The sequence below is a fragment of the Nocardia sp. NPDC006044 genome (genome assembly GCF_042871115.1).
Taxonomy (GTDB): Bacteria; Actinomycetota; Actinomycetes; order Mycobacteriales; family Mycobacteriaceae; genus Nocardia.
The window spans coordinates 481,458-495,516 of record NZ_JBIAID010000001.1; the positions used below are offsets into that span (position 1 = coordinate 481,458).

A 14,059-nucleotide genomic window follows, 5' to 3' on the forward strand; every position below is an offset into this window, starting at 1 on the left:
TTCTAAAGATATGTATCAGGCATTGCACTTACTTTTCCACTATCGGGCCGGGCCATGCTTCCCCGGTGATACTTCCTCTTCTCTGGATCTCTTCGTGTCGCGCTACGGCCCCGTCGATACTGCGTTCGTTTAAATTAAGATCGTGGAGAGCTATGAAAACATGATCAGAATTCACCGGGGTCAGAATGTCGGCGTGGAGTGGTTTGTGTAGGTACCCGGCTACGAATGGTGATCTCATTCGCAAATATCTAATTTCACCGCCCGCAAAGCGGTAATGTCTGCTTCCGTCCAACAAAGACACGCCGTGGTCGATGGCGACTGCAGAACCTTTGATATCGATACGCCAGTTGCGCCAATTGCGGTCACCATTGCCGATGATGTAATCAAGGACCGCCAACTGCTGGCGCTCGAGCGCTGGCAGTAGATCGCCGCGCCGGTAAGGTCGCGAAGGTACCCACTGCTGGACGGATCCAGGACCGAGTGGACCGTCGGTCATCGCTGTGGGTGGCACTCGACCGAATCCGTACAACTCATCGACGCGAAATGCCGCTACTTCTCGTATCGCTAGTTTGCCTGCGCCCATTGGCCACCAGTCGGGGGGGCGCTCGCCGGATATCGGTTTGTAGATATTAAAGTTGCCGTCGTCGGACCGCAGTCGGTGAACCGAATTGCGGGCCTTGCCACGTTCTTCGAAGATGTCTGTCCGCCCGGCTATGGCGGCTTCTAGTTTACGTGATCGCATATGCTGTTCTGCTGCGCTCAGTGGATGGGAATAATGGTGCGCATTGTGGCTATTGTATAGCTTGACGTCGATATGGGCGTTATTGAGAAAGTGGCGAAGGTCCTCCGATAGGTGTAGATCCCGCGCCAGGCTGAGCATCGCGCTGGCTGTGGCCCCGTCGCTGATACCTGTGCAGCGTCTGCCGACTTGCACGCCCGCAGAATTCAGGGACGCTGCGATATCTCTGGTGATTCTGCAAAAGACATCGACGACCCCGTTGCTCATCTTCACCCTCGCTGCCCTCGGCTCGGGAGACTGACAAATGTGGGATTTTTGAGTAATTTCATATTTGCGTACTCGATTGTCTGGGAAAGAATACTGGTCACTCGAAGGGCCTGACCTGACCTGTCTTGCCACTGCCTCAATCCTATGATATCCATACGCCCACTCGCCAGTTCCCCGATTTGGACGCATCGCGAGGTAGGCCGAAGCTGCCGCGGGTGCTGTAGGAAGCGAATTGGCCGTGGAAACCGGCCGAAATCCCAGGACCGAACGGGGTGCAGGAAAATCAGAGCCACGAAAAGAGCGCTCGGTGGTGGCAGGCTTCGTGCTGGTGGTCAGAACTGGCGTTGGACGGACTGGGATGAGGATGGATAGCGAGGTATTCGCCGCTGTGCAGGCATCCACGGCATCCAACTCCGGGGCAGGCAGGTCGACCGGTGCAGGTGCCGGGGCTCCAGCCATACCCGGACCGGTCGCTGGAGCCAGTGGCCGCACGGGAGGCGGAGCTGGAGGCGTGGTCATCGCCAGGGAGACCATCGAGTTGGCGTTCGTGGTCGCCATCCAGCATCTACCGCCTCGCCAGCGGGCGGTGCTGCTGTTGCGGGACATGCTCGGCTGGTCGGCGGCCGAAACCGCTGCGCTACTGGAGATGAGCGTGGCCGCGGTGAAAAGCGCATTGCAGCGGGCCCGCCCGGGGCTGCGAGAGCACCTGCCGCATCGCCGCGCCGTGCAGGCCACGGCCACGCCCTCTTGCCGACCGCGAGCGAGAGCTGCTGCGGCGTTTCATGGCCGCCCACGAGCGGACCGACATCGTGGCAATCGCAGAGCTGTTGTGCGACGACGCGCGCCGGTCCATGCCGCCGTTGCCATTTTCCTTCGCCGGTCGGTCGGAGGTCGGCCCTCGACACCGACGACGTTCCTGCTCTGCCGGCACGACCGGTTCCTACCCGCAGCGTTCATGCGTGGTGTCGTCGCCGAACGCCGCGGAATCGTTCCCGACGAGATCGACGGCGGTCACATCATGACCCCTGTCTGTTTCACTGGCGGGTTCATGACCGGCAAGTGAGCGCCGGAGATCGCTTGCGTGGCTTGACGTTAGCGAGGGCCAGGTCTTCGTTGTAGTGGTTCAGAACCCGGTGGTCCATGATCAGACGCCACACTGGTGGGATAGCCGCGAAGATAATCATGGTGACGTAGCCTGCGGGCAGTTGCGGTGCCTGCGCCGAACTCCGCAGAGTCTGGTATCGGCGTCCGGGGTTGGCGTGATGGTCGCTGTGTCTCTGCAAGTGGAACAGGAATATGTTGGTCACCAGTCGGTCGCTGTTCCAACTGTCGCGCGGTGAGCACCGCGCGTATCGGCCATCGGGCCGGCGCGCCCTTAGCAGTCCGTAGTGCTCGATGTAGTTCACCGTCTCCAGTAGACCGATCCCTATCGCGGCCTGCAGCAACAGCCAGGGCAACGCATGCCAACCGAAGACGGTGAGTAGCGTGGCGAACAAGACGATGGTCATCGACCAGGCTTGTAGGATCTGATTATGTATGCTCCACCAGCCGCGGTGCTTGCGTGCAAGTCGCTCGCCTTCCAGCGCGATCGCTGAACGGAAGCCGCCGAATATGGTGCGTGGCAAGAACTCCCACAGGGATTCGCCCATCCTGGCGCTCGCCGGATCTGCGGGCGTGGCGACCCGCACATGATGTCCTCGGTTGTGTTCGACGTAAAAATGCCCATACCCGGATTGTGCCAGCGCGATCTTTGCCAGCAAACGTTCCAAGCGCTCGACTCGGTGCCCCAGTTCATGGGCGGCATTGATGCCGATACCGCTGACGAAACCCAAAGTTGCTGCGAGGCCGAACTTATCGATCGTACTCAGCTCATTGCCGGCCCACATATAGGTGGCGATCACCAGTCCGATGAGCTGTACCGGCAAGAAAAGGAAAGTGCACCAACGGTAGTACCTGTCGTTGGCCAGCAACTCGTAGTCTTCGTCGCGTAGGTTGCTGCCGTCTTCGCCCACTATCCAGTCCAAGACCGGGACGACGATCAGGACAATGATCGGCCCGATCCACCAGAACACCGGGGCGCCGGTTCGCAGCACCAGTTGTGACGGCAGCAACGCGCACGACGGCGCAACCAAACTGAGGACCCACAAATGTCTTTTAGGGTCGATGCGCCGGGGTTTCCTGCTCAGCGCGTGCAGGACTTCAGCTACGTATATCACCTGGTTCTGCAGTCCTTGTCAGAGAACGCTTGACTTACGACAAGCTGATTCGACGGAGCCTCGGAGGCTACCGGCGCGCCAATTCGTCGAGCGGATCTCATTCCCGGCAATGGGAACAGGCCCGAGGCGCTACCTCGGTGAGGTGAGCTGCTCGACCGGCGCGGTGTAGCGTTCTGCGTGCCTGCCGAAGGCTTGGTCGAGCAACTCGGAAGCCGCACGAGTGACGATCAAGCGTGCGACCGCCAGGTCGACCTCGACGCTGGCTCGGTTCTGTCCGGTGTGGTCGGCCCCGTCGGCGGCTTGCCCGACCAGTCGGTCGAACAGTTCATCGGCGCAGCGCTCCGCAATTCGGTCACAGTCGAATCTGAGCCGCTCCACCAGTTGGAAGGTGGTATCGGGTGGGAGTCCGGAATCGACAAGGCGGGTCGCCAGATCAGAGCAGCGGGGGTTGGTCATCCGGTACGCGTCCCGCGGGTCGGTATTGGCTGCCAGCGCACGGCGCGCGTAGTCGGGAAGCTCTGGAATCGCGTTCTCGTCTGGGAAATCGAGTGGCCGCGCGGCAGCCTGGTCGGTGACGCCGAGGACGTCGCCGAGCCCGTCGCCCCGATCCCATGCCTGGAGCAGCTCTTTGATCCCGTTCAGCTTCATGCCGCGGCTGAGCAGTCTACTGATGGTTTCCAGGCGGTTCAGATGTCCGGAACCGTAGTAGCCGACCCGCCCGCGAACCTCGGGTGAGGGCAGGAGGCCACGCTCGTGGTAGACGCGCACGCTGCGGACGGTGGTGTCGGCGGCGCGCGCGAGTTCGTCGATGGTGTACTCCACGTCTGCGGCCATGGTAGTAAGCAAACCACAAAACGTGCCGCAAGGGAATGAGTCACCACTAAATGAGCCGCTGATTAGGTCACAAGGTCGTCACATCTCCGTTAATGAGCCATCATTTGGTGGCACGGATGCTTGCCGAGTAGCTGGAAGTGGACTACCGTTCCTGTACCGGCCTTCATCGCCGGGCCTTCCGGGGACTGTTGAGCAGCCCTGATGACCTCCCGAACCAATGGGCGCGCACGACGCTGACGCGCCCTCGGCATCCTCGGAGACGGCCATGAGCTCTACCTATATCCATCCGTTGGCTGAAGGCATGCCCTCGTCGGCAGCCAGTCCTGCTTTTCCCGCCAAAGCCGCCCCACGACCCGCGTGCGCAGGCATGCCGGACGATTGGGATCTCGATGTCGGCGCACCCGACCGCTGGAAGCTGGCAGTCGAGGTCTGTCAGGGCTGTCCATTGATCGCACGCTGCCGGGAATTCGCGCAGTCGCTCATCGAGCGTGGTGATGCGCCGCGGGGCATGATCTGGGCGGGGGTCGGGTACGACAACTCCGGTCGCGTGGTCGATGACCTCGACCGATACCGCCCCACGCCCGTCGATCGGACTCGGCCACTGCGCATCATCCGTAACGGCCCACGGCCGGTCAGGAACGGGCCGGTGCCGGTGGCGCCACGGCGGCATATCATTCTCGGTCGCCCGCTGGAGCCGACCGGAACAGGTGGGCTCTGATGACGACGCCGGTGGCGCGAAATCCGCGGTGTGACTCATGACCGTGCTGGCGTTGGAGATCGCCCCCACCAGGTTCGCGGCCGCGCGAGTTGCCGCTGACGTCGACGCCGACGATGTGCGTACGAGTTCGATACCGATCGAAGCGGCTTGGGCAAAATGTCGCAAGTTGCTGGAGGAGACCGCCGAGGGCGGCGAGGTCGAAAGTGTCGGTATTGCCTGCGCCTGGCCGGTCGACATGGCCGCCGGAGTGGTCGCGCCGCCCGAAGTCGCCGAGTGGCAAACGGGTTTCGGCATAGTCGAAGCCGTTCAGGGTCTGTTCCCCGCTGCGACCGTTCACCTCGCGGTGGACGGTGTGTGCCTGGCCCTGGCCGAACGGAATATCGGCGCGGCCGTCGGTGTCATGGATTCGCTGTCGATAGGCGTCTCGAACCGCATCTGCGGTGGTATCACCGTCGGCGGTTTCGCGGTTGTCGGGCGAACGGGCAACGCGGGAAACATCGGCCACTTGCCCGTTCCCGGCTTCGATGATCCGTGCGGGTGCGGTAGCCGCGGCTGCCTCGACGCGGTCGCGGGCGGCGAATCGGCGATGCACTGGGCCCGCAACCTCGGCTGGGCGGGTGCGTCGGTGCTCGAACTGGTGGCATCGGCGCAAGCCGGCGACCCGATGGCCGTCGCGGCTGTCGGGCGCGCGGGTACAGCGCTGGGGCGGGCGATAGCGTCGGCGGCTGCCTTGCTCGACATCGACCTTGCTGTCCTCGGTGGTGTGATGGCTGAGGCCGGCCCGGCGCTGTGGGAGCCACTCGGCGCCGAAGCCGCCACGTATGCCCAGGTCAGCTATCTTCCTGGATTGCGAGTAGTGCCATCGACATTGGGTGACCTCGGTGCGCTGGCGGGCGCGGGGTTGCTCGCGATGTCCTCGCAGCGCTGACCTTAGCCAGCGGCTTGCCGGCGACGGTCAACGGCCCCAGCTGTTCGGCCCTCGTATGCCTCAAATTCTTGTAACCGTGCGCACATATTGATCGAGCCACAATTCAGCGGTACATTAAATTGTGTTCAACGGTGTGAGAGGGACGGTGCTAGTGCGAGGCATGACGCTGTGACTCCGTGGGTAACTGTGGAGACATTGACTCCCGACGCTATGTCGATAGCCTCGGTGGGTGACGAGCCACGCGACTTCGTCGGCCTGCACCGGACCCTTCAGCGGTTGCTCACCAAGACGCCCGCCCTCTACGATGGTCTGTCCACTCTGCGGATCATCGAGGCCATCGCCCTTTCGCGCGAACAAGCGCGCGAAGCCGACCTCACCGTTCCTACCGCTTCCGGCCCACATCGGCTGCTGATCCGGCCCGTTCTCGGGCCGGCGGGTGACGTGCACGCGGTCCGGCTGTGGTTCGGTACCGAGGCCGAACAGGTGCCGCCATTGCGTCCGGCGGTGGGTGCGATATGGGATCTCGGCACGCAGACGATTCAGCAGCCGAGTGGCATCACATCGCTTCCTGGCCTGTCGGTGGAGGAGTACGTGCCGAGAACATCGATCGCCGAGCTCTTTCACCGCATGTCCGCCTTCGACCGGCACGTCGAGGTGCTCGATCTGCTGTACGACCCCAAGCCGGGGGACAAGTTGCAATTCCCGGTGACGATCATCCCGACGTCCGGCCGTCCCGGTCGGTGGCGAATCACGATTCGGGCCCGCGACGACCTCCGCACCAAGGGCGCCTGGCTGCTGATCGAGGACATCACCTCGGACGAGACCCCGTCGGAGTGGCCGACTCTCGAACGGACCGGTCTGCGGGAGGCACACCGCCGAGCGGGCATTCATCTCGCGGTAGTTCATTTGGAGCGAGTCAGTATCTCGCATTGGCTTACCGACCCCGCGCCATGGATCCGATGGGACTATCTGTTCGAGCCGGTGGATGTCTTCTATCCGGACGACCGCGACCGGCTGAGAGAGTTGGGCGGGCGGCTTCGGTCCGGCGACATGGAGGGTGTCACGATACGGACCCTCGACTATTCCGGTAGGTACCTGCCGACATCGCTGCTCGTCTACCCCTATCCGGGATACGCGACCACCGAACTCGCACTCGCGCAAACGGTTCACATCACGAATGGGGTCACGCCGTACGAACCTCTACGATATCCGGCCGAGTCGGGTCGGCGACATTCGCCGATCGGTTATGACGATCAGCTACATCATCATCGCGCTGGGCGACTGAAACGTAGCCCGACTGGCTGAAGCCTCCCCATATGTGGGAACGGCTGAAGAACTCGAAATTTGCCCGAACTCTACCATTTCGAGAGTGAAGGTAATCACCGGCGATCGCGACGATTCGAGCGAAGCATTGCTTCGCCGGATGGCCGCACGACGGCGCCGCGACAACATCGTGATCGCGGTGCTTGCCGTGCTCGCGGTGCTCGGGGGCATGAATGCGATTGCCGGTTTCTTCTCGGCGGATCCGCCGCCACCGTCGGACGATCCGATCGCGCGGACTTTCGGGCACGCCCAATTGGCCGGTTCCTTCGCGGAACAGTTCGTCGTTAGCTATGTGAGTGGTGGTGCCGGACAACAGGATCGGTTGGACGATTATGTGAGCGGTGCCGCGGCGGTACAACCGAGCGGGGCGGGGGTGGCCAGGCAGGTGTCCGATCCGATGGTCGTATACGTTTCCCGCGGGGTGTCGAGCCCAGCTGCGGAAGTCTGGTCGGTGACGGTCTCCGTGCGCGCCGGCAGGTCCGGCACCGCGGGTGCCGACCAGCGCAATTTTTATCGTGTCGCCGTATCGGTCGCCGGGGGACGGTTACGGGCGCTGTCATTGCCCGCCCTGGTCGAAGCGCCCAGACGAGGCGTCGATCTGCGTTCGGCGTACTCGACCCCGTGTGGCTCGGATAGCCCACTTGCCCAGGTGGCTTCGGGATTTCTGGGCGCGCTGCTGACGGGCTCCGGCGACGTTGCCAGATACGTGGCGCCCGAGTCCGGCATCACGGCCCTGCAGCCGTCGCCGTTCACCGGAGTGGACTCGGTTTCGGTCATGGCCGATGCCGCCGACTGCGGCGCCAAGAGCTCGTCCGCACGTGTGCTCGCCACGATCACGCCCAAGGGTGAAAGCGGTGCGGTGCCCGCGCTCGCCTATCCGCTGACGATGGTGCGCACCGCCGGGCAATGGCAGGTGCGGTCGATGGATGCGGTACCTGCTTTGTCGAACCCGCTTGCCGAAGTCGGCAAGCAGGACTCGCACACGAGTGCGTCGACTTCCGCGACGGCAGCGCCGACTACCACGGCACAGATTCCGCCGGCAACGCAGAAATGAAACGAGAGGGGTGGTCCCCATGACTTATTTGCTCAACTTCTTGATCGTACTCGCGGGTTTCGCGAGGACCGGCGGACTGGTTATCGTCGGGCTCGTCTCGACCTATGTGCTGATCGCGGAGGCGGCGAAGTCGAAACTGTCCGCTGCCAGAATTATTACGGTGGCCGCTTCGGCAATTCTCGCAGGCGTCGTACTGTGGATTCTGCCGTCGCTGATTAATTACGCACGATATGACGTCAGTACTTTCGTCCCCGACTACCCCATCGGTGGGTATCGATGACAATGGTGATCAAGGTGTTCACGCCGATCAAACGTGTCCCCACGATGATCGGCAAAGCACAGAACGGTCAAAAACTACCCTTCGGTCCGTACACCTTGCCACAGGTCGGCGCCTTCGGACTGCTGCTGGCCGCCACCTCGATCGCTGCGATGACCATACCGATCAATCCCGCGATCACGTTTGTGTCCGGGCTCATCGTGACGGGCCTGACCGTCCTCGCGCTGGGACTTGTGCCCTACACGGGGGTACGGATGGTCTCCCGCGCGCTGTGGATCGCGCGGGTAGTCCTTGTTCGCAAACCGGTCTCGGCCTCGGGTGTGCCGATCGACGCCGAATCCGCGCGCCAGACCTTGTTCATCGAGGAGACGATCGCGTTGATCTTGCCGGAGTCACCTTTCGAGGTTGGACACGCGCCGATCGAGGAATCGGCGACCATTCGATCGCTGCTCGGCAGCGGCGAAAATCTCACCGCACGGATGAACGGCAGTGTGCCCGGCGTCGCAGTCGCAGGACGGTGATCGCCGGTGTTCGGACGGGATCTCCAGCCAACCGCCGCGATCCGCGGGAATCTGCAATTCACGCATGCGGGTCTGGTCACCGCTACGTACTTCGTCAACCCGCTCGGATACGGCTTGCGCAAAGCCGGCGACAAGTTCGACGTGCGGCTCGCTCATCACTCGCTCATCAACAACCTGCCGAGCGGCTCGCTGCTGCTCGGCATCCAAGCCCGGCTCAACACGCTCGACGTGCTGACCAAGATGGTGGAGGGCGTAGATCTCGACGAGTGCGAGGATTACGCCGACGAGGTTGTCGCCTCTTACGAAAGGGTCTGCGCGATCGTGCCGCAGACTCGCATCTTTCTACTGTCGATCCCGGTGGGGGCGGCGAACTCTGGCATCTCGGCAATATCGAGAATGTGGCGCGGCAGCACGACAACGCTCGACGCCACCGCGCTTTCGCGTGCCGATCAGGCTGGGTACCTGGACAAGGCGAACGAGATCCTGTCGCGCATCGGCGGTGATTTCGACCCGGTTCCGGTGCCGGCGGCGATGTTCCAGTGGCTGTGGGAGCACTATCTGTCCCGTGGCGCGGCGGGTGACCCGACAGCGCCGACCAGGGTCGGCACGCTCGATGACGCGACGTCGGCGGTCTTTCGCTCGGCTGCGTTGGACGAGGGTGCTCAGGCCGACAACGCTCGGCGCATCCGGCCGTCCTTCGTACCGGTGGTAAAGATCGTGCAGCCGGACTACGCGTACATGCCTTCGTACCAGGCAATGCTCACGCCGCACTCGTTTCCCTACGCGGGCATGGCTTTTCCCGGAAGTAGCGAGTTCCTCAGTGTGCTGGAGGGGGTCGGCGATGTCACGGTCGACTGGGGCATCCGGGTATCGACCAAACCCGCGGATGCGGTGCTGAAAAACAACGAACAGAACTTGCGCCGGCTCGGCGAGCAGATGGATCAGCGTGACCAGGAGGTGTCGTTCGCGCAGAACACGTTGATGTCGAAGGCACAGATGCTGGGTGAGTACAACAATCATTTCGAGGTCAACGGCGGCGAATCCGAGGTCTCCTTCACCACCGTCATCGCGGTCGGTGGACCTTCCAGGGACACCACCTTGGACGCGGTCAATGCACTCAAGCGCAGGTACAAGCGATTCCAGATCGAGCTGACCGCTCCGGTCGGCGCGCAGGTCGACCTGTGGTCGATGCTCGTCCCCGGAAGCCCCGCTCGCCGTGCGTTCGATGACTTCGCACACATCGTGCCGTCCGACATGTGGGCGGGGTTCGTGCCGTTCACGACCAGTCAGATCGGCGACGACAGCGGCCCGGTGATCGGGGTGAACCTGCTGTCCGGTCATTTCGAACCGATCCATTTCGGCATCATGGAGGCTGCGCTACACGATCTTTCGGCCTCGTTCGCCGTAACCGGCGAACTCGGATCCGGGAAGTCCTTCTTCCTGAAGCTGATGGCGGTGCTCGTGCACGATATGGGTGGTCAGTTCCTGGCCATCGATCGCAGTCAGGTGGGGGAGTGGGAACACTTCGCCGCATCCATCGACGATGCCGTCGTCATCGATCTCGCGGATCCCACGGTGTCACTCGACCCGCTTCGGCTTTTCGAACCGCGGATCGCCGGTGAGCGAACACTCGACTCGATTCTGCCGCTGCTCGATCTGTCGCCTACCTCGGGTGCCGGCGCTGCGGCCAGCAACTTGTTGACGCCGAAAGGTATTACAGAACACCGCATTCGGAGCCTGATCGACTTCATCAATGTGGTACGGGGTCTGCGCGACAGGGCCGGCGACGGCGACGAATACGCGGACCTTGCGGCCCGGCTCGGCACGGTCGTCGATCGGGTGCCCGTCCTATTCGACGCCAAGCTGCCGCCGCTGCGACTCGATGCCCCCGCCACGGTCGTCCGGACGCACAAACTGGCGCTGCCGACAGCGGAGGAATTGACCACCCCGCACCTGTACAACCGGTTGCCGCTGACCAAGCGGCTCGGCACGGCGCTCTACGAGCTGGTCGGCGTTGCCGCCAGGGAAGCGTTCCTGTCCGACAACGGCAGATTCGGGTTGCTGGTCGGCGACGAGGCACATCACTTCACCCAGACCCAGGTCGGTGCGACCGTCATCTCGGACTTCAGTCGCGATGGCCGTAAGCATTTGGCGGCGATCGGGCTGGCCTCACACGATCCGGGCACGGATTTCCAAGGGGCGGCGCACAATCTGATCCCCAACCGGTTCGTCTTCCGTCAACGTGACGAAACGCTTGCCCGTAACAGCCTCGAATGGCTGGGGGTGGATTTGGACGAGTCGCCCTTTCTGCTCCAGGTACTGCGGGAGGAGACTTCCCCGCCGAGCGGTCCCGGCCGGCAGGTACCCGACGAGCGCCGCGGAGAGATGTTCATGCGTGACGCGTTGAGCAGGATCGGTCGCGGCAAAGTGTTCGGCCCGGCACGGGCCGATCGCGCCGCAGCGATCACCAGCACACCGACGGCAGGCAACGGTAGCCGGGTCGAGGCTCGTCAGCGTGAGGTAGTGCCGTGACCACCCTCGACCGCCTGATGGTCGCGGCGCTGATGTGGGATCCGGATCGATGGCGGCCGAGCACCGTGAGACGCCGGTGCCGAGCGTGGATCGCGGAGTCCCGGCGACGCCATCGTCTGGCCTGGGTGTTGGCCGTCTTGTTCGTCTTGTTCGTCTTTCCAGGTGTGGTGGGTGCAGTAGCTACCGCGGTGCCGGCCAGCGGGTCAGGTGCCGGATCGACCGGCATGGTGAACAGCGGATTGAGCTGGATGGGCGTCACGGACTCTTCGGGCGTGCCGTTGTCGAGCTACATGTTCGTCACCGATCGCGGACCGCTCGGTGGCCTGCTCAATCCAGGCAATTTGGCGATGTCATTGGTGATAGATCTCGAACTGGCCGGATGGTTGGTCATCGTCACAACTGCCATCTGGTTGATGGGCGCCACCCTCAGCCTGGCGTGGATGGACAGGTTCGGGACCATTGTGACCGGCGTCGTCGACAGCTTGACGCACCAGGTGCCGTTACCTGCGATGGTTGGGGCGGGTGTTGCCATAGGCGCCGTCTTCGTCGGCTGGTTCATCACCCGCGGCCTGGTGGCCAAGGCCGCAGCTCAGGTGGTGATGATGATCGTCGTTTCGACTCTCGGTCCGATACTGCTGGCACATCCGATGTCCGAGGTGCTCTCGTCGGAGGGTGTCCTGGCGCAGGGGCGTGACGTCGGGGTCTCCGTCGCGGCCGGACTGTTGGGAGACAACCACCCGAAGCCCAGAACCTTGACAGCTTCCTTGCAGACGCAATTGGCGGACAACTTCGCGCGCCATCCATTACAGGTATGGAATTTCGGTTATGTCATTGATGACCGGCCTGCGTGCAAGGCCGTGTGGACCGCCGGGATGAATGCCAGTGACGAGGAAGCTGTACGGAACGGGTTGAAGAGTTGTTTCCCGGCAGCCGGGGCCGCCACCGACCGGCCATCTGTTGGTCAATTGGGGGCAGGGTTACTGTTGTTGATCGTCGGCATCGTGGTGATCTACTTCGCGACCGTGTTCTCGTTCCGAATAATGTGGGCGTCGGCAGATGTTATCTATAATGGTACCGTCTTCCTTTTTTGGGATATTCCGTTCGGCGGATTCATCTACGGGGTCACACAGACCTCAATGGTGCGTAGGCTGGTAGACACCGGGGTGGCTGGGGTTCGGTTGTGTGCGAATGTGGTGCTGCTTGCCGCATACACCCTATTCCTGGGTCGCATGCTCGGACAGGCCGGTGGCAATGTCATCGAAGTATTCATAATCGGCGTGATAGTTCTGTGTGTCGGTGTTGTGCAATTGAAGCGGATGAACAGCCGCATGACCAAAACTACCCTGGCGATCGCCGAGCGGATCGGGCAGTCGATTCAAGCGGGGGGCGTTTTTGCCGCAGCAGGTGCTTCCGGGGGCGGTGGGGGGATGGGTGTTATAGGCCTTGCGAATTCGCTTCCAGCTTCGTCGGGCAGTGGGCTGGTTTCGCGCCTCGCTGCGTTCAGTGTGCTGGCCAATTCGCCGTTGACCGAGCTCGCCGTGGGAATGCGGACGCCGTTTCGTCCGTTTGCGCGGTTGGAACGGGCCGCGAACACGGGATGGTGGTCCGCCCAGGCTATACCGGGGCTGGCCGGTCCGAATGGTTGGTGGACACAGTCGGTCTCGGATCGTGAACTATTCGCGCGTTCGGCTAGGCATGCCGCCGAAAGTTACGGCGGGCTAGACACTTTTCAGGGAATCGCGGCCGCTCTGCTCGGATTGGATGATGCCCGCATACCCCCAGATGCGGCATGGGGTGCGCTGCGCGGCGCCGGTATGACGAACGATAGGGCCATGTTTCATTTGGATCGCTCTTGGGGGATTATCGACGGCAACGCTGACACCAATCCCGGGGCATATCGACACATAGCTCACGTGGTCTCCGCGATGAATCGTGCGCATACCTCGGCAAGCAGTCTCGCGCGCGGAGAAAGAGGCGGGACGGCGATCGAGGTTGCTGCCGATTATGCGTCCTTGCAGCGTGCTGCGTTCATGTATCAGCGGGCTAACGGTAGTAGCAACGTTCGCCTTGCGCCTAGGGAGCGGGATTTTGTCCAGAAATATCTCGCTCAAGATGATGACTATTACTCCAAACACATCATCAGAGTGGTCCAAGGTATCGCAGATGGAAAAAGCCTTAATGCTCTCGTCAAGGATCATCCCGATATCGACAAGGCGCGCGGCAAACGCCTCAGGGCGGAGTTGGCCGGTATCGATAAAATCGGGGCTTCGCGGATGATGAAGTGGATATCCAACGAGGAATCCGGCAATGTTATGAAGGCTGTCAATGCTGCCGTAGACGATCCGCGTAATGCGCTACTGATGCGTGAGGCCAGGGCTCGAATCGCCGCAGCTACCAACACAAGTCATTGGTTGCACGACATCCCGACGACATCGATGAACACCGTCACACCCCCCGATCCGCGCAATATACCGCGTGCCAGATGGGGCGCGGCAATGGAAGACGTCGACGACTATTTGAGACCGGGGCGTAACTGATGATTCCGCCTATCGGTCGCACCTCCTCGAAGAAGCGGGTCAGAGCATGGCCGATCATCGTAATAATGATCTTCGTTTGCTGCGGAGGGAGCCCACTCGCGCTGATCGTCGCG

At 62.4% G+C, this 14,059-nt stretch carries 12 protein-coding genes; 9 read left to right on the forward strand and 3 right to left on the reverse strand.

The genetic code is table 11. The annotated features are described in order from the left end of the window. Positions 1-28: 28 nt before the first annotated feature. Complete coding sequence (locus ACFYO1_RS02245; RefSeq protein WP_387226297.1) at positions 29-1,006, reverse strand: hypothetical protein; 978 nt, start codon at positions 1,004-1,006, stop codon at positions 29-31. Between the two features lie 511 nt (positions 1,007-1,517). Here ACFYO1_RS02245 and ACFYO1_RS02250 point away from each other — a divergent pair. Next, entirely contained in the window at positions 1,518-2,069 is a 552-nt protein-coding gene (locus tag ACFYO1_RS02250) for a sigma factor-like helix-turn-helix DNA-binding protein (RefSeq protein WP_387226300.1), read from the forward strand. On the opposite strand, the gene ACFYO1_RS02255 is transcribed toward ACFYO1_RS02250, so the two are convergent. Together ACFYO1_RS02255 and ACFYO1_RS02260 are read right to left on the reverse strand one after the other, a co-directional pair. Beyond that, on the reverse strand, positions 2,053-3,222 hold the full coding sequence (locus ACFYO1_RS02255) for an alkane 1-monooxygenase (RefSeq protein ID WP_387226302.1): 1,170 nt from the start codon (positions 3,220-3,222) through the stop codon (positions 2,053-2,055). The two genes, ACFYO1_RS02250 and ACFYO1_RS02255, sit on opposite strands and share 17 nt — an antisense overlap. Positions 3,223-3,351: 129 nt before the next feature. Continuing rightward, complete coding sequence (locus ACFYO1_RS02260; protein ID WP_387226305.1) at positions 3,352-4,056, reverse strand: MerR family transcriptional regulator; 705 nt, start codon at positions 4,054-4,056, stop codon at positions 3,352-3,354. Positions 4,057-4,321: 265 nt separating this feature from the next. On the opposite strand from ACFYO1_RS02260, the gene ACFYO1_RS02265 reads away from it, so the two are divergent. The 8 genes from ACFYO1_RS02265 (at position 4,322) to ACFYO1_RS02300 (ending at position 13,946) form a co-directional block, all read left to right on the forward strand. Continuing rightward, positions 4,322-4,774, forward strand: coding sequence for a hypothetical protein (locus ACFYO1_RS02265; RefSeq protein ID WP_387226307.1), 453 nt, complete (start codon positions 4,322-4,324; stop codon positions 4,772-4,774). 37 nt (positions 4,775-4,811) lie between these two features. Beyond that, entirely contained in the window at positions 4,812-5,702 is an 891-nt protein-coding gene (locus ACFYO1_RS02270; RefSeq protein ID WP_387226309.1) for an ROK family protein, read from the forward strand. A 186-nt stretch (positions 5,703-5,888) separates the two neighbouring features. Then, positions 5,889-7,007: a GAF domain-containing protein gene (locus tag ACFYO1_RS02275; RefSeq protein WP_387226310.1), complete on the forward strand. Its 1,119-nt coding sequence runs from the start codon at positions 5,889-5,891 to the stop codon at positions 7,005-7,007. 13 nt (positions 7,008-7,020) lie between these two features. Further along, complete coding sequence (locus ACFYO1_RS02280; protein WP_387226312.1) at positions 7,021-8,079, forward strand: conjugal transfer protein; 1,059 nt, start codon at positions 7,021-7,023, stop codon at positions 8,077-8,079. 19 nt (positions 8,080-8,098) lie between these two features. Then, on the forward strand, positions 8,099-8,359 hold the full coding sequence (locus ACFYO1_RS02285; RefSeq protein WP_387226314.1) for a hypothetical protein: 261 nt from the start codon (positions 8,099-8,101) through the stop codon (positions 8,357-8,359). Further along, positions 8,356-8,877 carry a hypothetical protein gene (locus ACFYO1_RS02290; RefSeq protein ID WP_387226316.1) on the forward strand — a complete coding sequence of 174 codons (522 nt, stop codon included), beginning with the start codon at positions 8,356-8,358 and terminating at the stop codon, positions 8,875-8,877. Before ACFYO1_RS02285 ends, ACFYO1_RS02290 begins: the two co-directional genes overlap by 4 nt. 6 nt (positions 8,878-8,883) lie before the next feature. Next, a complete protein-coding gene (locus ACFYO1_RS02295) occupies positions 8,884-11,409 on the forward strand; it encodes an ATP-binding protein (RefSeq protein ID WP_387226318.1) in 2,526 nt (841 codons plus the stop codon). Continuing rightward, a complete protein-coding gene (locus ACFYO1_RS02300) occupies positions 11,406-13,946 on the forward strand; it encodes a hypothetical protein (protein ID WP_387226320.1) in 2,541 nt (846 codons plus the stop codon). Before ACFYO1_RS02295 ends, ACFYO1_RS02300 begins: the two co-directional genes overlap by 4 nt. Positions 13,947-14,059 lie beyond the last annotated feature (113 nt).